Consider the following 20,239-nt stretch of genomic DNA (forward strand, 5'->3'; position numbering starts at 1 on the left):
GTGGACTTATCCACATAACGTGAAAAGTCAGAGCTTTTGGTAAGGATTTTGTAAAGTTAAGTTAATTAAGTTTAAAAAAACTCATAATTAAGTACGTGTTTTGGAAGCCTTCAATTCCAGACCCATGTCTATTAACCATTCAGAGATTATCTCTCTGCATCTTTGGACAACGGTTATGTCTTTATGGAGAATCACCAGCCCCGTTGGGGCGGGTATAGGGTGTGGGGTGTTGGGTTGCAGGTTATAAAGAAGCCCCAACAGCCCTAAAGTCAGAAGCCTCGCCTTTTTCAAGGCGCTTGCATTGGGCGAGGTTGGAAGCCTCGTCCAATGCCGTATTCCCTACACCCGACACCCTATCCCCCACACCCTTCTTCTCACAAAGTCATCGGCGTATCCTTTAGGCTATCCATTAGTCACATCTTTCTTTACAATCTTGAAACGCTTGTTTTATAAGTATCTTGAACACTGAGGTGTCAGGCATACTTGACAAATTAGCTCTTAGTCTTCTCGCTAAAATTAGGTTTTTATTGAGAATGAACAACGAACGAATAAGGTTTAGGAAAAACGTGAGCGAATACTCTCGCAAATGTTAAGAAAGATCCGGGTAATGGATAGCCCTTTAGGGCGGGGACTGTAAATGGTCTAGCTCAAGTTGACAAATAAAATCCAATATGAGTGATGTAAATTTCTCAGGATACCAGAGTCCCCATTCGTGGAAACCTTCTTCTACAGTAATTAATTTAGAGTCTGGAATAATTGCCGCCATTTCTTGAGCGTTACTTAATGGTGTAGTTAGGTCTTTTTCTGACCATAATAACAAACAGGGAGCGGGGATTTTTGGTAGCAGATAGTTGATATTTTCGTATAAAGAAATTAGCAATCCTTGAATGACATTTCCTGTGTTGAAAAAAAGTTATAGGAGAAAACCAAAGGAATGTCAACTAATTTCAATCTGCGTCTTGGGAGAAAGATTTGAGCCGTCATTTCGATTGCACTTCGCGGTATCATCTCTGGGATAGATGGCGTAGGAAGCCCGGTACTATCTACCAGAATTACACTTCTGACTTTTTCTGGAACAAGTGTAGATAAAGTAATGGCAATACCTCCGCCGAATGAGTGTCCTACTAGATGAAATTGTTGTAAATCCAAAACTTCCAGAAACGAAAGGAGACATTTGCTATAGCTAAGGTAATCGGGAAGTAGCCCAGAGTAAGTTGATCTCCTAAAACTGGGTAAGTCAGGAGCAATTATAGTATGGTGCTGTGCTAGTAGTTTCAGCACTTCTTGATAAGGCTCAGTAGAGATTCCCCAGCCGTGTAAAAATAGGATAGGGATTAAACTCGACTCCAACCTACTTTGCTGATAAAAAATAGTGCAATCTTGTAAATCGACCCGATGATTAGTTAATTGGGATTTCAAAACCACAACCTCATTTACTATGACTTGGTAAATTACTTCTACTGTGATGTAATAGTAGCAATCCCACAGAGTTGAGGAAACTTTCTCAAGGATTATATAGGTGCGCTGCTGATGTCGTTCGGTTTTGGTTTTCGCCCTTGTGTCTTGCAACTTCTTGAGTTCAGCATCAGGAATGGTAGGAGCAGAGGCGATCGCCTGCACCTAGAGAGGAAAAAGCAGATAAAATGGGAACTAATAGTTCCCAAATTTTGCCCACATCAGAAGTACAAGTTCGACCTCTGGCAAAGCTAGAGCCTCAACAACAGCCAGAAGCATGGCAGCAGGCGGTAGAACAAGTCCTATTTCAGAAAATTTTTGGGCAATCCCTGTATTATGCCCCTATCCATTTTGCTGTGTCTGATGCGGGAGCGATCGCTTGACCATTCACTCATTGATTAAAAACCGTAATCTTTATCTGGCAAGCATTTTGGCTTTTCTTAGTGCCATTGCCTTAGAACTTATTGATTAAATCTTATATAAGTTTTGCTAATTGTGGCTAATAGGAGCTATAACAATTTAACTTTTTAAATATTGACTAAATAATATGGTTCAGCCCCAAAAAGATGACATTTCAATAGAAGCTAGTTCTCTTCCTCCTGTCCCCATTCAAGAAATCTCAGAGGATAGGGCATTAACAGAGACAGTACTTTTTCCAACTCCAAAACTGTTTCTAAAAATTACTAAGCCAGAAGTTCGCCAAAGTCTCAGGGCATTAACTTATGAAAGTGTCTTTGCTGGGGTTCTTTATAGTATCATCGGCGGCGCGTTGCTCAGTAATTTCTTGCTAGAGTTAGGCGCTGGCCCAGTCGAAATTGGTCTACTTGCGGCTATCCCTCAGATGGCGAATCTGCTCCAACCACTGGGAGCGTATTTGGTAAACCGAAGTACCAGCTTCCGTTGGTATTTCATGTGTATTTTCATCTCGTCACGGCTGTTATGGTTGATTCTTCTACCAGCGATTTGGTTGGTTACTTCATCTCGTATTACTGGATACCAAGTAGTACAGTTGACACTGACAATTCTCTTAGTAGCTAATATCATCGAAGCTTTTGGTCGTGCGCCTTGGCTTGGGTGGTCAGCTGTGTTAGTACCTCAGCTGTTGCGGGGGAGATATTTCGGCTTTCGCAATAGTATTCTCGGCTTGACTAACCTTGTTGGTATCCCTCTGCTAGGTTTAGTAGTATCAGCTTGGCCTGGTGGAACCCTTCAAGGTTATGGCACAGTCTTGGTTGTAGGAATCATGCTAGGGCTAATCAGTGTCGGCTGTCAGTTCTGGATGACTGATATAAACCCGCAACTTTTAAAAGTTAAAGTTGCAGATTCAGACACATCACACCCACAGCCCCAAGGAATAGATTTTAGCTTCCTTAAAGATGCTAACTTTTTGAAGTTTGTGCTTTATCTGAGCATCTGGTGCTTTGCTGTTAACGTCAGTGCTCCTTTCTTTAACCTTTATCTGCTGGATAACCTGGAGATAGATATTAGTGTAGTAACGATTTATCACGGCTTAGGAACTGGTGCGAATATGCTAATGCTGCTTTTGTGGGGCAAACTGGCCGACCGGATTGGGAATCGCCCACTATTACTATTAGTGGGAGTCTTAGTAGCGGTGACACCTCTGCTGTGGCTCTTAGTTGGAAGCGATCGCATTTCTTTTTGGATCTGGCTACCCTTGTTGCACATACTAGCTGGTGCAACGTGGGCAGCAATTGATTTATGTACCAACAATTTGATGATGGGAATAGCACCGTTGGGTCATCAGTCGGGTTATTTTGCGATCGCAGCTGCAATTGCTGGTATCACTGGAGCAATGGGTATTACTGTCGGTGGTTTTCTAACAACTCTCCCTGGTGTTGCGGGTTTACTGGGGTTGTTTGTTCTCTCAGGCTTACTACGCATGGTTGCACTTGTACCCTTAGTTTTTGTTCAGGAGCAACGCTCTATACCACTAGGCCAGCTAATCCGATTCTTATTCCCAATGAAGCAGTCAACTGATCTGATAGAAGTGGAATAATAAGTTTTCAATTATGTATTTCAACAACATCCCAGCAAACTATAGAGTCGTTGAGCATCACGAATAGCGTTTCCATCGGTTACTCGTAGTAAGCGGCTATAGCCCTATTTTAAGGTTAAATATATTTATAAGTTATTTCTTTTCATTTTTCCTCAACTATATAAAAAAGTTAATCCCTTTAAAAATTAGGCAAACAACTTCAGTTCCTATGATAAATAAAACTTGATAATGCCAGATATTAACAGTGCCGCTGTTTAAGGGTTTGCTCGCAATCCCTTATCCTGTAATTGCTGCTCTATATGCTGCATTTCTTCGATACTTTCTCCAGCAGCGATCGCATAAATTTCGGTGTATATTTTTCCATATTTGACCTTCTCTAAAGCCGATAGGATAATCAAGTCTTTGCGATCTAGTTCTGGTTTTAAAGTTACTAAAATTGAATCCAACGTTCCTTCCATACGGTAGTCACTGGAATATTTAGCTACTTCTTTTCCCAGTCCTAGTAAGGTATGACGCTGCAAACACAGAGGAGTTGAGCCATTGACTCGAAAATTGGCATCGATCGCATAAAACTGTCCGTCTTGATCTTCCAGCACATCGAACCCAATTACCCCAAAATAACCCTGTTTGTGAGCATACTGACCAATGGCAGCAATCATCTCAAAAAACTTGCTCATGTCAGTGTTGCAGTAGTCAATTAGTCCCCCTAAATAGTTACCTTCTGGAGTGACGAGTTGGGTAGTAGTGCCGATGAGGGTTATCTCTCCCGCCTTGTTAACATAGAACTGTACGCAGTAATTCTGCACCTCATTATTGACGAACTCCGAGACAATAATCGTATCGAGTAACTTAATATCAAGATATTTCCTGATTTCTTCAAGGCAGTAGTTCAAATCGCTGGGGCTTTTGATGATATAAGTGCCTTCTCCTGAGAGTCCGTGCGACGTTTTAATTAAATAGGGGAATTGTGGTAATTGAATCTCTTCGAGATTGATTTGGTGCAGATTGTAGCTCTCATATTTTGGACATTGCACCCCTAGTTCGTCTAGTGTTACTTTGCTGAGTAAGCGGTAATGAGTGTCTGAATCAACAGCGTGTTTTTCTCTTTTGAGGTGATCAAAGGGAAATAAAGTGATGAGTTTGTCAAAATGTTCGCCCTGGCTGAGGTCATCCAAATAAGTTGAGCAATCCATCATCGATAGATTGGAGTCGCTGAAGCTGAAATGCTCTTGCCAGTATTCAAGTAGAGACTTTGGTGGTGGAATAATCACAATTCCTGCAATGCGATCGCCTAACACGGCCAGATTTTTCCAAGGTTCTTTCTGACAAATCTTGTCGAAGGAGGTTTTAGTGGCTTCACTACTGCCATCTTGAATAAAATATTTTTTCCGGTTGGGATAAGCGGCCCAACTACCAGTTGCAGGGTAATTTAAAATAAACCCATAAGATGCATCTGTGATATCTTCAGCAAACAGATCGGAAAGAGAATTCCCTCGAAAGTATTGAAAATTATATTTTGAATTCATCTAGTCCTCTCATAAACCGCATCCACAAAGGGGATGCGGTTGTTTTTAGAAAACGAGTCTCCTGGATTTTCAAATAATACCAACTTGAAAAAATAAAGCTGTATATTTAAACTTGAAAACTCAGATGTAATTTGGCTTCATTAATTACGCATTACCAATTCGTAGCGGATCAGAACCTATCACGAATTGGTATGAGTTATTTCTTGGTAAAGGCAGCCACATTGTCTTGTCCTACCGTCATATAAGCACAAGCCATATGTGACGAATTATATGCCCAGCCAACGCGTCCTTGACGGTCTATGACGATGCACCCAGCTTCACCTTTAACCTTAGAAACCAAAGCGTCAATTGCCATCTGTGCGGCTTCATTTGGATGCCGATCTTCAGTCAAAAAATCGATCGCAGTTTTAGCCAAAACCACCGGGATAATCGACTCGCCATCACCTGTTGTTGAGCAACCGCCGAATTTATTGTCAGCGTACAAGCCACAGCCCACAAGCGCAGTGTCACCGACGCGACCTTGTTGCTGCTTAGTGGTACCACCAGTTGAAGTGCCAGCAGCTAGGATGCCGTTAGCATCCAAAGCCACACAGCCTTCAGTGTTGGGGCGATCAATTACTTTTTCATCCTCCTTCCACTGCTGCCACTGTTCATCAGCTACCAAGTCTTCTTTTTTACACATTTCGGCTCCGTTGTCTGCGGCAAAGCGTTCTGCGCCCCGCGCCACCAGCATCCTGGGTTTATCATCCATAATCTGTCGTGCTATGGAGATGGGATGACGGATGCCCTGAACTGCTGCAACTGCTCCCCAACTTAATGAGCCTTCCATGATCGCCGCGTCTAATTCCACCTCTCCGTCGCTGTTGAGAGTTGCACCAAGACTGGCGTTAAATGTCTGGTCAGCTTCCAGAACTCGAATAGCTGCTTCAACAGCTTCTGGGGCTGTACCTCCACTGATTAGAACTGCCCAACCAGCTTCTACTGCTGCTGTACAGCCTGCATTGTTGGCTACAACTTTATCGTCTGTGATGGTTTTTGCTCCACCGTGAACAATGATAGTCGGTGTCATATAATTCCCTTTAGTTAGTATGAATTTTGTGGAACTGCGTTCTGCGCTTCGGGCAGCGCCGCAGGCATCGCCTCAACTCTTTCGTCAATTAGTTGCAGCGATCGCATTTTTAAATTCTCTAAACCCAAGTGCTGGGTTGTTGATATAAACACAGCTTCGGGATAATCTTGTTGAACTCTAGCCCAGGTTTCGCTATCTACTTTGTCAACCTTGTTAAAAGCAATCAAACTTTTTTCTGGAATCTCAGGCATTTCTTCGAGTATTTCCAGGACACTCGCAATATGGCTTTCCCAAGCTGGATGGGACAAATCCACAACATGAATCATGGCATCAGCCTCAACTACTTCCTCCAATGTGGCGCGAAACGCATCTATCAGTGGTGGTGGGAGTTCGTGAATAAACCCTACAGTATCTGTGAGCAAAATTGACCTGCGTTCATGTGTTTGGGGTTTTGTAATTACCACCTTGCGGGTTGTTGGGTCAAGGGTAGCAAATAGTTGGTCTGCGGTGAAAACCTCCGCATTGGTTAACACATTCAGCAAAGTAGATTTACCAGCATTGGTATAGCCAACTAATGCTAAAACCGGAATTTCTTGCTGTTGTCGTTGTTGTCTAATGCGGCCGCGATGTGCTTGTAAATCGTTTACTTCCTGCTGTAACTGGTTTATTCGTCGTTGAATTGTTCGCCGTTCCGTCTCTAGTTTTGTTTCACCAGGGCCTCGCGTCCCAATACCCGCACCTAATCGAGACATCTCCTGACCGCGACCGCGTAGCCGAGGTAACATATATTCGAGTTGCGCCAACTCTACTTGTAATTTACCCTCTTGAGTCCGAGCGCGTTGAGCAAAAATATCCAGAATGACTTCTGTGCGATCTACAACTCGGATACCTATTTCCTGTTCTAAGTTACGGGCTTGAGATGCAGAAATATCTTGGTCAAAAACGATTAGATTAGCTCTTAGTTTTTGAGCTAAAAGGGTGATTTCTTCAATTTTTCCCTTACCAACCACTGTTTGGGGATGGGCGTGATCGCGCTTTTGCCGCATTGTATCCAGTACAATTCCTCCAGCACTTTCCACCAAACGTACCAGTTCTGCAAGTCCATCTTCAAATCGTTGAACAGAAACATCTTCTGTCTGCACTCCTACCAGCAGCACCCTATCTTGGTCAGAGACAATTTCTTGAGATAGGAATATTCCATCCCCTGCGCCAACAATTTCTCTTTCCCATTCATGAACTAGTTCATCAAATTCCTGTTCGGTTATATCATCCAAACTTAGAGGAGGTGAAATTACCCAAGGACTTTCTGAATCAGGGAAAAGATAAGTTAAAAAATCTTTTTTTCTCAACTACAACTAACAATGTCAATCAAAATTATTGAGATTGAAGTTGCTATTTAATCCCTAAATTAACTAGATTAATGTCCTCGTTCGTCTGCCACAAGTATAGTCTGGTGTTAAATTAAATTGTGATATTTAAAACTCATGATTCTACCATCAGGTAGAGGTGAAAATATTGTTCAGGACTTACGCACTGTACAAAATGACTATCATGTGTATCAACGAAAATCCGTTGTTTCAGACCATTCGCTACTAGCTTTAGATCACTAGCGTAGGCGCAGCCCGCCGCAGGCATCGCTGGCTAATGGTGAAAAAATCAAACTTAAATGTCTGAAAACCCATATTCATATTTAATTGCTTCTGTCAATGCGTAAGTCCTATTGTTGTCAAGACAAAAATTCTTTCGACAGCATATTGTGGAATATTACGAAGCCTTGATGCCAGCCATTGTTTCGAGTTGCGCTAGTTATTTGGTATTTGCAGCAATCACACATTTAGGAATTGTGTCCACTTGGCATTTTCCCCAGTACCACCCAAACAAGATTGATGATTTTGCGTAGGCGTAGCCCGTCGTAGACATCGCTATCATATTCGGAATCATTGGAGCGGTGGCGAAATGGATTTTTATGATTACTTGCTCGCTTGAATTCCTGGCCCCATTTATGTACACACAACACTAGCAGGATTAGGGCTTGGCACTTTAGGAGTTTTATTACCCCTAACCCGTTATTTTGGATATGAAGAGTTAGAGCCAGTCCTCATTTTCGGTAATCTTTTGTCGCTACCTATGCCGTTGTTGATGCCATTGCCAAGCATGGGCGATAATTTCGTTCAGATTAGGATACTTTGGATGCCAACCCAATATTTTAGTTGCTTTGTCACTACTGCCAACTAAAATAGGAGGGTCGCCTGGTCTGCGATCGCGTTCTTCTATTTTAATTTCTTTGCCTGTTATCTCTTTAGCAGTTTCTATCACTTCCCTCACGGAAAAACCACTGCCATTTCCTACAACATTATTATGATAATATTTGGCTGGATCTATGACAGATTCACCCACTGCGATATAAGCAGCAAAATGCATAACCGCAGTTAGATTGTGAGTTGAAAATATATCATCGAGAAGAGAGCGATCGCTTATATCTCCAACAATCAATTTTACCTGTAAAACTTCTTCTACAAGTTCTCGATGTCCGTTCGACAAATTATCTAAAACGATTACTTCATAACCTGCGTTTTTCAGAGCTAATACAGCATGGGAGCCAATATATCCGGCTCCTCCCGTTACTAAAATAGTTGACATAATTGGGGATTGGAAATAATTTTGGATTTTAAATTTTGGATTTTAGATTGAAATCCAAAATCTAAAATTTTTTGTACTAATTTCTTTCTTCCAAGTAGCGAGAAATTGCACTGTCAAGGTGTGGCATTAATTCACCTCGATTGCTACCAAGAACGCTGTAAGCTGGGCGGGTAGCAATCCAACCAAGTTCTTGTGTCGGACGAGCAATTAGACTGCTGACACTCACACCTGCTTTTTTCGCCGCCAATCGTGCCAAGTCAGCCCAAGCAACAGCACTTTTGTTAGCCAAATGCCACAAACCTTTCTCGCCATCAATCAATAAATCAAGGCTGGCATGGACAAGATCGGGTATGTATGTAGGTGAAACGATCGCATCTTCGGCTGCGACAAAAGTATTACCAGCAGCTAATTGCCGTAGAGCGATCGTGACAAAGTTGTAATCATCCCACGGGCCAAAAAATGCGCTGGTGCGAATTACTAGCGATGCCGGATGAACCTGTAATACTAGCTTTTCTGCCAAAACTTTGCTGCATCCATATATATTGAGGGGGGCAACGGTATCAGTTTCAACATAAGGATTAGACTCAGCACCATCGAATACCAAATCTGAAGAGAAAGTTAGCAACGCTACATTATGTTGAGCGCAAGCAGCAGCTAAAATCGCTGCCCCTTCAGCGTTTACTTTTAAACAAATATCGGGTTCGCGTTCTGCATCGTCCACCCGCACGTATCCCGCAGCGTTCACAACCGCCCACGGTTGTAACTCGGCAAGTATTTTATTGACGGAGGCAGGATTGGCAATGTCCATATCTTGGCGTCTTAGTAGACAATATGAAATTCCTCGCACTTCACACAACCGAGCAAAAGCCTTGCCTAGAGTTCCTGTGGCTCCAACGATCGCCAGAGGGCGATTGGAAGTAGGGGAGGAAAGGGGGGGATATGGGAAAGATACGCGACAACTGAGGGCTGGGTATAAAAGGCGTTCTTGCCGATGCCACCATCCTGGTCTATCAAGTAGTGGATGATTCGGTTTATGCCCAGTAGCTAAATCTCGCACCATCTTGGCTAACGCTGTTTGTCTGGGACGTGATGAGCGCAAATCAAATACGCCTGACTCGTAGTAACCTACGGAGCGAGTTACTAAGCTATTCCAATCGTAAGTACCCAGAAGCGACCATACAGTGATGGCACGAATATCTACACCCTCGTGTCGTACTTCCTGCGCCGCATTCCACACCTCAGAAAGCCAGCGTAGTTGTTCCTCACGGGTACAGTTAAGGTGTACTTCAGTCACAGCAAGTGGCAGATTGTAGCGTTCCCATGCCTCTAGTAGCAATGAACGTGGCCCTGCCAAACCCTCAGAACAAACTCGCACCGCATCTACATCTGCATACTTATCCTGCCCATTACCGCCATGTGTCCAAGCTGGATAATTTTCTATGTTTTCATCCAAGAAGCGTTCGCTGGTCACGTAATGGTTAATGCCGATGATGTCAGGGGGACAGGTATTTTGTAAAAATGTCTCAAGTTCAGCCTCGCTGATCCCACAGTCGCGCAAGTAACCCCACATAGGACGAGTTGGGGAAACTAAACCACACAATAAATCAAGACTCAACCAACGACGCTCGTTTTCTAGTTCTGCTTGGTATACTAATCTCGATGTACTATAAGTTTTACCCAAATCCTCAGTTTGTACGAGTTGGGCATTGGGGTTGACTTCCCGGATTGCTTGCATCGAAAGAGCGATCGCTTTACACTCTCCTAACAAAGCACGGGCGAAAGTTAAATCATCTTTTCCGTGAGGATACCAGTGACCGTACATCCCACTGAATCGTGCTGTTGTCAGTGGCTCGTTTATGGGCGTGTAATGTGTGACCCAAGGATAGCGTTTTGCAACCGCACCAGCAAAAGCCGCTAGTTTTTCGGGAAATTCTGGATCTACCAAGCTGGTATCACGCGGCCCACTGCCATGATGTACTAGCCCCACAATTGGACAGATGCCGAGTTCGCGCAAGCGCCCCAGCCGTTCATCCGCCCACGACCAATCAGCATTCTCCAAACCGTTAGGTGCTATTCGCTCCCAAAGCACAGGATAGCGGATGGCGTGTATGCCGAGTTCCGCGAATAAATCTAGATCCTCTAAGCGGGTTGCATGACCATTGCGTTCCAACTGATCAAAATACTCTTCACCCACACGATTGACCGTACACTCTATACCAGCCCAAACTTCTAGGGGAAGTTTTGATTTAGGAGTGTTGAGCGTCGAGTCGAAAGCAGAAGCCATAATTTACAACTCAAGCTGATATTTGATTTGATAGGTTATTTTCGAGTTTTGTAGGGTGTGTTATGCCGCTCTCTTAGCACCATCTTAGATTTTCGGTGCGTTACAGACATTAGTCCTAACGCACCCTACTAAGGAGGCTCGATCGCAAAGTACCCTTAAGCTTTAACCGCAATTTGCTTGTACACAGACAGAGCTTGAGCAACACATTGATCCATGTTGTAGTACTTGTAGGTTGCTAGTCGTCCCACAAAATATACTCCTGGTGTTGTATCAGATAGCGCCTTATACTGCTTGTACATTTCGTTATTTTCAGGACGCGGTACAGGATAATAAGGGTCTCCCTCAGCTTTGGGAAACTCGTAAACAATACTCGTTTTAGAGTGTTCCTGACCAGTTAAGTATTTAAACTCTGTCACACGAGTATAAAGCTGTTCATTGGGATAGTTAATTACTGGCGCTTTTTGAAACACACTCGTGTTGTGCGTCTCATGCTTGAAATCAAGCGAGCGATAGGGTAGTTTGCCGTAGCGATAATCAAAGTATTCGTCAACCGGCCCGGAGTAAACCATCTCGCAGCAAGGTATAGCTTTTTGAATTTCTTGATAATCAGTGTTGAGCATTACCTTGATGTTCGGATGATTAAGCATATTCTCGAACATCCGGGTAAAGCCGTGCAGTGGCATTGCTTGGTAAGTATCGGTAAAATAGCGATCGTCACGATTGGTACGTGTGGGAATTCTGGCAATTACTGATTTATCAAGTTCTGATGGGTCAAGTCCCCATTGTTTGCGCGTATAATTGCGGAAAAACTTTTCATACAGTTCTCGACCGACTTTGCTTACCACCACATCCTCACTAGTGCGGATGTATTCTACGGGTTCAGCAAGGGATTTATAAAACTCTTCCACCTCAAATGAATTGAGATTCATGCCATACAGCTTATTGATGGTGTCGAGGTTAATCGGAATCGGAACAAGCTGCCCGTCTACACTGGCAAGGACGCGATGCTCGTAAGAGCGCCACTGAGTAAAGCGGGAGAGGTATTCAAAAACTTCGCGGGAGTTGGTGTGAAAGATGTGGGGGCCGTATTTGTGTACGAGAACGCCATGATCATCATAATGGTCGTAGGCATTGCCGCCTATGTGGTTACGCTTGTCTACAACCAGCACTTTTTTACCTTGAGTTGCCAAACGTTCTGCAATGACGCTACCAGAAAAACCAGCGCCGACAACTAAGTAATCGAAGACAAAATCTCTGGTAATGATATTTGGTGCTTGTTTACCAGCCGCACCTGTGGAGTTAGCTTTGTCTTCACCATCCCGAGCAGCGATCGCAGAGTCAATCAGCTTCATCATTGATGCCCAAGTGCGATCCCAAGAAATCTTCTCTAAAAAGACATCTACTCGACTCAACCATTCTGAGACTGGGGTATCTTCTTGCATTGCAAGTTCTGCGGCGGTAACAAACTCAGAAACTGTATCTGCAATTCGCACCAGCTTTAACTCTCCGTAAGGACGCACCACATCCCGAATTGAGGTAGATACTACAGGTTTACCTGCTGCAAGATACTCTGGAGTTTTGGTAGGGCTAATAAAACGTGTTGACTCGTTACGCGCAAACGGCAACATTGCCAAGTCCCACCCTGCTAAATATGCAGGTAGCTCTTTATAATCTCTGCCACCGAGATAATGAATATTTTCATGCTGTGGCAGATTTGCTGGATCGATTTTGACAACTGGCCCAATAATTACTAGATGCCAGTCGGGACGTGCTTCTGAGATAAGCAAACTACATCAGGTGTGTCTTTAAAGGTTTCTGTTGATTGAACTTTTTTGTTAGACGAAGTTAAATTCAACCGTGACGCACTCGATGATTGCGTTTCAGCTAGCTGCGATCGCTTTGTTTTACGTTGCTTGGGCGAAATAACATTGCTGACACCGTTGTTTTTGAATTGAGATTTTTCACTTGTCATAGTTCGTCTCATTATTTAAATTATTAATTCTGACTAGCTAAACGCTAATACCTTTTCTTTGTAAGGCATCACCAAGTTTACTTCATGCAAAAGCTTGCAACATATTTTGCTGCTTTTCAATATCAAATTGGTATAATCAATACTTGGTTGCATTAATAACAAGATACTGTTTTATATCTAATTTTTCCATCTACCCAAATAAATATAAAGTTAGTTTTTTATTAAGTCCTAAGCACTATATATTTATGAATATCTAAAAATCAAATTAAATATTAATTTATGTAACGTAATTTTTGATACTTATAAAAGTATGCAAGTATATTTATTCTTGTCTGTTCGGTTTCGTACACAAGATCATTAAAACAATTATTTTTAATATTAAAATTAATAAAATTAACTTATTTATAAGCTTGCTTTGTCATTCATATTAAATATTTTACTCAGTAATATATGTAAATTGATAGTTTTTAAGTAATCAAAAGTATTATTTTTTACAATATATATTTTGACTGTGTGTACAATTGTTCGTAATTCAATTCATAAACCTTAACGCGATCGCTTCTAATGATGCAAATCGGTGAAGCGATCGCTTTTCTCTCAATATTTATCAAATAAAATAGGTAGTGCAGTAAGTGCAAGCATTGATATTTAAAAGTCCTAATGTTGCTTTGTGGTGGCAGCCAGCATTAATAAATTAAGTAGTAAAATTCCTGTATTTAAAAACTTTACTACTTAATGATGTAATTTTTTAATTAAAACTCTTACTTTAGATGTAAAAACTCAAACTCAATATTAAAACTACTGACAGAGAATAAATTGAAACCTGTGACAGATAATTGCAAGGTTCATATTAGCCACAACCTGAGTTATCACTCCATTAGTCGAAGGAATTACGAGTAATGAATGCAAGTGTTTTGTCAACACCTAAGTTCCGTAGCGGTCAAAAGGTAGAGTTTATCGGCGGAGAAGGCATCATCAAAAATTACCGGCCTCAGTCAGGTAGCTGGGTTTATTTACTAGAGATGCCTATGGGTTTAGAGCCAGAAATGGGTCGAGTTGGTTATGAGACTATGATTTGGCTATATGAGGTAGATATCTGTTTGCCCTTCAATAATTTTTCTCAGGATAAAATGCTAAATCATGAACAAAAAATGCCGTTTATAGAAGTCGCTAAAGCAAGGAGATATGACAACAATACAAATAATTAATCAGTAAATATTTTTTAATGTCAAAAAAAGCATTAAACCCAAATCAGTCACACCTCTAAGCCTTGCTTAAGATAGTACTCATTACTTTTGATAGAGTAAAATATATGAAATAAAAAGTTGAATTATAAATATTCTGCTTAGACAGTTAACCAGCTATAGGACTATGATTTGATTTCTGAAAAAACTCCGTACAGATCAAAGAGCATTCTTTCCCGTTGCCTCTTGCCTCTTGCCTCTTGCCTGCCTACCCAGATAAGTTCAAAAATCAAATCGGATTGCTATAGAAGGAATCTATTTATATCTATTAAAAAATTAGATTCTCATAATTTCTCAGCTAGCGGTGACTATTTCGTAAACATCTACACACTTCCCAAGATAAAAAAGATGGAAAACATTAACCAGGCAAAAATGATCGAGCGTTACGTTGCTTTGGCTATCGGAATCAGTTATTTACTTTTAGGTTTAGCTGGATTTGTACCAGCTTTGGTTTCATTACCAGGAACGAACGAATCTTTTGTTCCACTTAATGAAGCTTCTGGTGCTTATTCTGCGGGTTTTGGTTATATCTTTGGTGCAATTCCCACCAACTTTTTGCATAACATTGTACGTTGCGCCGTAGGATTGCTAGGAATTGCTTCTTACAACAATATTACCACAGCGCGTCTATTCAATCGTGGTTTTACAGTTTCTTATGCCTTGCTGGCGATCATTGGATTGTTGCCTTTGGGTAAAACATTTTTCGGCTTAATGCCATTGTTCGGTACCAATGTTTTGCTTAATGCATTAGCAGCGATCGCATCTGGCTACTACAGTGTTGTTATACCAGCCAAAGTGAGCGGTGTTAATGTATCGCAAAATCTTCAATAGTTACTGATAGTCTGCGGTGTCCATGTAGGGCTATTGCAAGATGGCCCTTCTGGTTTCCAGATCAGCATATCTAAGCAGATTTGCCGCATATCCATGTTTTGCGTCCAAGCATGGTAGACAACATACTCAGTCTTACCATCTGGCCCAATAACGATAGAATTATGTCCCGGCCCTCTAACAAAATTAGGAACAGACTTTAGCACCCGTGGCCCGGTTTCGTTACCTGCATCAGAGTAAGGCCCCATTACGTTGTCACCAATGCCATAATCTACGCCGTAGTTCTCAGTTTCCCAGCGTCCACCACTATAAAAGCAGTAGTATTTCCCTCCATGCTTACGAACGCAAGGGCCTTCTAAAGTATGCCAATCATAAATTTCACCGTACATCAAACGGTTGGCTAAAAACCGTTGCCAATCGGATCGCGCACGTAAAACCACTTTCCCTTCACCAGCAAGTTTAGTCATGGTTTGGAGGCGATCTACAAACAATCCTGTGCCAGCACGCACCCCATCCGATGTATCCAGAAAGTCACGGGCGTAAAACAAATACCATTGTCCATCGTCATCCCGGAATGGGTGTGGATCGATCGCAAAAGGACAAGATTTTGGATCTACAAGTGGCTCACCAACATCTTGATAAGGCCCTAACGGAGTATCACTTGTAGCCACACGTAACTGATGATTCTTGTCTTCATGCCCCACTGAGTAGTAGAGATAAAACTGGCGATCGCAGTAAGCAACTTCGGGGGCCCAAAAATTATCCCCAAGGGCTGGATCTGGCCGTTGTAGTGCGTTACCAACAAAATCCCAATTCACAAAGTCGAAAGAGCGTAACAGAGGAAAGACACAGGATTTGTTATTGGAGTTAACATTTGATGCGTCCGCTATTTCATCTATCGTTCCTTCTGCTTCTGCTGCGCCAGTGCCGATTGCATAATATACCCCTTCGTGTTGCCAAACAAAAGGATCGGCAAAATAACCTTTGTAGACTGGATTAGTATAGGTTTGCATCTTAATTCTCTATGGAATAATGACAAAAATCTTTTTTCCACTAGTGGTTAGTCAAGTTAAGAATGCTTGCTTTGTAGTGAGGACTTTAGCGCTTAAATCAAGCAAGGACTAAAGTCGAATGGCACTAAGTTAAGATACAGCCCTTGCCCTGACTGGTTCCCAGCCTCTAGGCTGGGAATCCTATTGGGAGGCTCCGCCTCCTCTTTCTTGACGAGAGGCAGAGCCTCTCAGAATACATTCCCAGTCTTAGACTGGGAACGAGGTGACACAAGCCTTTGGGCTTTTCTTAGTACCATTCGACTAAAGTCCTTACTACAAACTTATTTATCAAGCATTGTTACCTTGAAGGACTACTAATATTTGAAACTCACGTAAGTTTCGACTTTGTTCTTAGGTAAGCTTTCTACTAGCTGACACCGTAGCATCTGCTTTAGCTTTTCTGGCAGGCTTTCATAATAGTCTTTTGGGAGAGTTAAATCTACCTTTGGTGTGTGCAACCAATGCATCGCATAGCCCATGACTACCATCGGTCTTGGGTGGTTTGTCCGATTTGGAGAACCCCGATGCAGTGCTAAAGGCGATCGCACCATCACGTCACCAGGCTGCATATAAAAGGATTCCATCGGAATTTCACCACTGGCAACCTTTTCTAATCCTTCTTCACGCGGTAAGACATGAGTACCGCGTGCCATTTGGAACGGGCCATTTTCTGCGGTTACTTCCACAAGGGGAAAGTTGACTGCTAGGGCGTAAAGTGGGGTTACTATGCGATCGCTAAATAATGGGCGAAAGTCCCGATGGGTTTCCTGATAATCCGAACCCGGGAATGGGACATCAACCCCCATCTGAACCATCACGTATTCTTGGAAAAACACGCGCTCTAGGACACCCATAATCACTGGGTTGGCAAAAACCAATTCATTAGCGAATGGATAAATCCAAGGCAAGGTCAGATAGTAGCGGGAAATTTCACGAGGAGCCAACCCACCTGGTTGATTTTGACGCTCGTGAAATAATTTTTCAAAAGCTTGTGTCCACTCGTCAATTAATTTTTGCTCAAAAACACCAGGAATGACACAAATTCCGTCTTGATTCAGTTCTTGAGCAAATCGGTCTAGGTCGGTAGCTGAATATTTCGCTATACCGCCTATACTTTGAACCATCTTTTTTATCCTCTTTAACTTATAACTATAGGACTAGTATTTGATTTTTGAAATGCACGTAGTAGACTGTCTACGCAAAATAGTGCGTTAGACGTAGGTTGGGTGGAGCGGAGCGCAACCCAACATATATCAGGATGTTGGGTTACGCAAAGCCTCCACCCAACCTACTTTTTGCAATCATTTTAGCCATGACAGTCCATTACAAGACTACCGAGATTTTTTTAGAAATCAAATATGATTCCTATAGAGTGATATTAATAACCTCTAGGAGATTTTTTTATTGCTTGTCGATAGTAGCGCACTATTTTTAAAATTAGTGGCTGATATCAATTCTCCGTAACAATTAATTAAAATTATTTATGCCTAATTACTTTGCAAATTAACTCTTTGATCCTCTAGCCATTGCAACGCTATCACCTGGCTTTGAAGGCCATCTGACAGTCAGAATCGTGCAGTCGGACTCAGCAACCCACCAATGGAACACACCTGCACACCAAAGAACATAATCACCTTCACGAGATAGTAAAATTTCTCTATCTTCAAATTGCAGGCGAAATTCTCCGTGAATGAGAATTGAAAGCGTCGCAGCTTAGTTATTTACTGCCCATTCAGTTCTACTTTCACCTGCTTTGTGAACAGCCCATTTTACTTCTAGCATTTCCGTAGAACGCGGATCGTCTTCAGGGGTGATAAAGTGACCCATGAACCATCCCCAACGATTTACACCTTCAACGGCTGCGTTTCCATAAACAACTTTAGGCTGCATCACTTAACTCCAAGGAAGGAACCAAAATTTGTCCGGTGTAACCTGCTTGCTTGTATTGTTCAAGAATATGGGTTGCAATATCTTTGCTCTGGCCTGATTTCACCAAAGCAACACAAGCACCGCCAAAACCAGCACCCGTAAGTCTTGCACCAAACACTCCTTCTGTTTTCTGCAAAATCTCTACCAATGTATCCAGCGCAGGTACAGACACTTCGTAATCGTCTCTCAAACTGGCGTGGGATGCGTTCATCAATTCGCCAAAGCGCTCAGATGTTACTCCCTGCAATACTTCTAAGACGCGGTTATCTTCTGTAACCACATGACGGGCACGCCGCCGTAGAGGTTCTGGCAGTTTTTCTGTTGCTTCAGCGTCAGTAATATCTCGTAGTGCCTTAACTCCGAGCGATCGCGCCGCCTCTTCACACTCAGATCGGCGCTGGTTATAACCACTACTTGCAAGTGTGCGAGGTACACCGCTATCAATAACCAAAATTTCCGCGTTGTCAGGCAAAGGCATCACCCGGCGTTCTAAAGTCCGAGTATCTAAAAATAAAATATGTTCAGTATCAGCCAAGCTAGAAGCCATCTGATCCATGATGCCGCACTGCACGCCAGCATAGTGAATTTCTGCTTGCTGGGCGAATTGAGCAATTTCAACATCATCAATGGGAAGGTTCAGAAGTTGGCGTAATGCCCGCAGCGTTGCTACTTCTAAAGCTGCGCTACTAGACAAACCCGAACCTATAGGAACCGATGATTTGACGTACACAGAAAGCGATGGTATTGTGTGTCCTGCTTTTTGCAAAACCTCAATACAGCCAAAAATATAACTGGCAAATCCAGCTGGGGTATGATTGTCTAAAATGCTCACTTCCTCCTTGAGATTTTCCGAGTAAAAGTGATGCTGGCTATCGCTACTAAAACCTAGCTGTACTGTCGTGGATTGAGGAATCGCAGTTGGCAGAACGAACCCGTCATTATAGTCGGTATGTTCGCCTAGTAAATTTACTCTTCCCGGCGCACTGGCTTGAGTTTCAGGTGGTTTACCGAATACTTGTTGAAAATCCATAATTTTTAATTGTACAAAGGTACAGGGCGTAACCTTCCTTCTACCTCAACATTAGGAAAATTTGAATCAAAAGTCAGATTTTCCAACTTTCCATCCTTGAGAATCACAAAAGTATCTTCAACCTTTGCCCCTGCTAAACTGGGATTCCAAGCGACAGCAATGCCTTCTGTCAAAATATCAGTAGTAGTTGGATTTGCTACGATTTCTCGTGCTAAATATCCAGTGGTTCCTCCCTGGTGTGTTCGCGGATGGCATTGGGAAATCCATGCTGCTCATAAGCCTGAGCTAGGGCGTGATAAACTGTATCGAGTGTGGTTCCGGGTTGGCACAAATTCAAAATTACTGCTTCTATTTCGCGCACATGGGAATGCAATTCGGCCCGTTCCTCTGAAAGCTTACCAAAACAAACAAATCGAGTCAGATTTGCATACAAACCATAACCTCTAGCGCAAAACACGAGCATTGCTTGCTGTCCAATGTGTTCTCCGGTGGGTGTAGCATGACGGTATAGCGGTAAACGCCTTTCACCTGCTACCAGTGTCAGCGCTGGATGCAATCCTTTCGCCCATAACGCCTCTGCACCTGCACCCGCTAATTGATATTCTGTCCAAGTTGGCTTGGCAACTTTGAGTACCTCTGTCATTGCAAGGCTGGCTTTCTGCCCGACTTGGCGATATCGCTCTAATTCACTTGACATCATTACCCGTTTGTGTAATTGCAGAGATTGGGGTAAGGGCTGTTCTAAATTTGAGATGGGGCGATCGCTAATTGCTATTCCGCCGCCAATTACATCACGAACAAAAGACTCACGGGCAGCATAATCAGCCCAAGGGTTCACATATACCTTAAAATTAGCTGGCAGTTCTTCATCTTTAAGACGCTGGGCTTCAATTTCATCCGTCAATACCCAAGCATCTTGAGTAGTTACTAATACTTCTGCTACGCCAGTTTCAGCAGTCAGCAGCACGGTATTAGAAGCGCCAGCCGTCGCCCAGGCAAACCAGTCTGTACCACGCAAACGCACGCCTTGCAGTTCAGATTCACGCAAGGTTTGCCTGATTAACTCTAGCTTTTTGGAGACTTCTTCGTTCATAGGAAAAACACAGATAGATACAAATGATTATCAAATTTATCTAGGTCTGTCTGCGTCTGTCTGAGGGATTGAACTGACGTTGCCTGGTACAGATACTTTT

At 42.6% G+C, this 20,239-nt stretch carries 18 protein-coding genes and 1 pseudogene; 4 read left to right on the top strand and 15 right to left on the bottom strand.

Going from position 1 to position 20,239, the window contains the following annotated elements; translation table 11 throughout:
- Positions 1 to 619 precede the first annotated feature (619 nt).
- Both F8S12_RS32485 and F8S12_RS42115 read right to left on the bottom strand, forming a co-directional pair.
- The gene (locus F8S12_RS32485) at positions 620 to 880 is read right to left on the bottom strand and encodes an alpha/beta fold hydrolase (protein WP_196520400.1); all 261 of its coding nucleotides are present in this window, start codon (positions 878 to 880) and stop codon (positions 620 to 622) included.
- On the bottom strand, positions 874 to 1,620 hold the full coding sequence (locus tag F8S12_RS42115; RefSeq protein ID WP_196520401.1) for an alpha/beta fold hydrolase: 747 nt from the start codon (positions 1,618 to 1,620) through the stop codon (positions 874 to 876). The genes F8S12_RS32485 and F8S12_RS42115 overlap by 7 nt, the downstream gene beginning before the upstream one ends.
- A 23-nt stretch (positions 1,621 to 1,643) precedes the next feature.
- On the opposite strand from F8S12_RS42115, the gene F8S12_RS32495 reads away from it, so the two are divergent.
- Entirely contained in the window at positions 1,644 to 1,838 is a 195-nt protein-coding gene (locus tag F8S12_RS32495) for a hypothetical protein (RefSeq protein WP_196520430.1), read from the top strand.
- A 164-nt stretch (positions 1,839 to 2,002) separates the two neighbouring features.
- Complete coding sequence (locus F8S12_RS32500; protein ID WP_196520402.1) at positions 2,003 to 3,472, top strand: MFS transporter; 1,470 nt, start codon at positions 2,003 to 2,005, stop codon at positions 3,470 to 3,472.
- 254 nt (positions 3,473 to 3,726) lie between these two features.
- Here F8S12_RS32500 and F8S12_RS32505 read toward each other — a convergent pair whose 3' ends face one another.
- The 7 genes and pseudogenes from F8S12_RS32505 to F8S12_RS32535 form a co-directional block, all read right to left on the bottom strand.
- On the bottom strand, positions 3,727 to 4,998 hold the full coding sequence (locus F8S12_RS32505) for an ATP-grasp domain-containing protein (protein WP_196520403.1): 1,272 nt from the start codon (positions 4,996 to 4,998) through the stop codon (positions 3,727 to 3,729).
- A gap of 196 nt (positions 4,999 to 5,194) precedes the next feature.
- A complete protein-coding gene (locus tag F8S12_RS32510; RefSeq protein ID WP_196520404.1) occupies positions 5,195 to 6,067 on the bottom strand; it encodes an isoaspartyl peptidase/L-asparaginase family protein in 873 nt (290 codons plus the stop codon).
- A 14-nt stretch (positions 6,068 to 6,081) separates the two neighbouring features.
- Positions 6,082 to 7,416, bottom strand: coding sequence for a GTPase HflX (hflX, locus tag F8S12_RS32515; protein ID WP_331001471.1), 1,335 nt, complete (start codon positions 7,414 to 7,416; stop codon positions 6,082 to 6,084).
- Between the two features lie 772 nt (positions 7,417 to 8,188).
- Complete coding sequence (locus F8S12_RS32520) at positions 8,189 to 8,707, bottom strand: GDP-mannose 4,6-dehydratase (RefSeq protein WP_196520405.1); 519 nt, start codon at positions 8,705 to 8,707, stop codon at positions 8,189 to 8,191.
- 76 nt (positions 8,708 to 8,783) lie between these two features.
- Complete coding sequence (locus F8S12_RS32525) at positions 8,784 to 10,991, bottom strand: family 1 glycosylhydrolase (RefSeq protein WP_196520406.1); 2,208 nt, start codon at positions 10,989 to 10,991, stop codon at positions 8,784 to 8,786.
- 155 nt (positions 10,992 to 11,146) lie between these two features.
- Positions 11,147 to 12,772, bottom strand: a pseudogene (glf, locus tag F8S12_RS32530) (UDP-galactopyranose mutase); the annotation flags it as partial.
- Entirely contained in the window at positions 12,742 to 12,963 is a 222-nt protein-coding gene (locus F8S12_RS32535) for a hypothetical protein (protein ID WP_196520407.1), read from the bottom strand. The gene F8S12_RS32535 and the pseudogene glf, both read right to left, overlap by 31 nt.
- Positions 12,964 to 13,862: 899 nt before the next feature.
- Between F8S12_RS32535 and F8S12_RS32540 the strand changes: the two genes are divergently transcribed.
- Positions 13,863 to 14,171, top strand: coding sequence for a hypothetical protein (locus F8S12_RS32540; protein ID WP_196520408.1), 309 nt, complete (start codon positions 13,863 to 13,865; stop codon positions 14,169 to 14,171).
- 384 nt (positions 14,172 to 14,555) lie between these two features.
- A complete protein-coding gene (locus F8S12_RS32545) occupies positions 14,556 to 15,038 on the top strand; it encodes a DUF4383 domain-containing protein (RefSeq protein ID WP_196520409.1) in 483 nt (160 codons plus the stop codon).
- Here F8S12_RS32545 and F8S12_RS32550 read toward each other — a convergent pair.
- From F8S12_RS32550 to F8S12_RS32570, 6 genes are all read right to left on the bottom strand, one after another.
- Positions 15,032 to 16,048, bottom strand: a complete 1,017-nt coding sequence (locus tag F8S12_RS32550; RefSeq protein WP_196520410.1) for a glycoside hydrolase family 43 protein — start codon at positions 16,046 to 16,048, stop codon at positions 15,032 to 15,034. The two genes, F8S12_RS32545 and F8S12_RS32550, sit on opposite strands and share 7 nt — an antisense overlap.
- 353 nt (positions 16,049 to 16,401) lie before the next feature.
- Positions 16,402 to 17,211, bottom strand: coding sequence for a phytanoyl-CoA dioxygenase family protein (locus F8S12_RS32555; RefSeq protein WP_196520411.1), 810 nt, complete (start codon positions 17,209 to 17,211; stop codon positions 16,402 to 16,404).
- A gap of 589 nt (positions 17,212 to 17,800) precedes the next feature.
- Positions 17,801 to 17,977 carry a hypothetical protein gene (locus F8S12_RS41225; RefSeq protein ID WP_230968421.1) on the bottom strand — a complete coding sequence of 59 codons (177 nt, stop codon included), beginning with the start codon at positions 17,975 to 17,977 and terminating at the stop codon, positions 17,801 to 17,803.
- Positions 17,967 to 19,046, bottom strand: a complete 1,080-nt coding sequence (gene galK, locus F8S12_RS32565) for a galactokinase (RefSeq protein WP_196520412.1) — start codon at positions 19,044 to 19,046, stop codon at positions 17,967 to 17,969. Before galK ends, F8S12_RS41225 begins: the two co-directional genes overlap by 11 nt.
- A 5-nt stretch (positions 19,047 to 19,051) precedes the next feature.
- Positions 19,052 to 19,219 carry a hypothetical protein gene (locus F8S12_RS41230; protein WP_230968422.1) on the bottom strand — a complete coding sequence of 56 codons (168 nt, stop codon included), beginning with the start codon at positions 19,217 to 19,219 and terminating at the stop codon, positions 19,052 to 19,054.
- A gap of 38 nt (positions 19,220 to 19,257) precedes the next feature.
- The gene (locus tag F8S12_RS32570; RefSeq protein ID WP_230968423.1) at positions 19,258 to 20,139 is read right to left on the bottom strand and encodes a M24 family metallopeptidase; all 882 of its coding nucleotides are present in this window, start codon (positions 20,137 to 20,139) and stop codon (positions 19,258 to 19,260) included.
- Positions 20,140 to 20,239: the final 100 nt, after the last annotated feature.

It is taken from the genome of Nostoc sp. WHI, from assembly GCF_015714725.1.
Taxonomy (GTDB): Bacteria; Cyanobacteriota; Cyanobacteriia; order Cyanobacteriales; family Nostocaceae; genus Nostoc.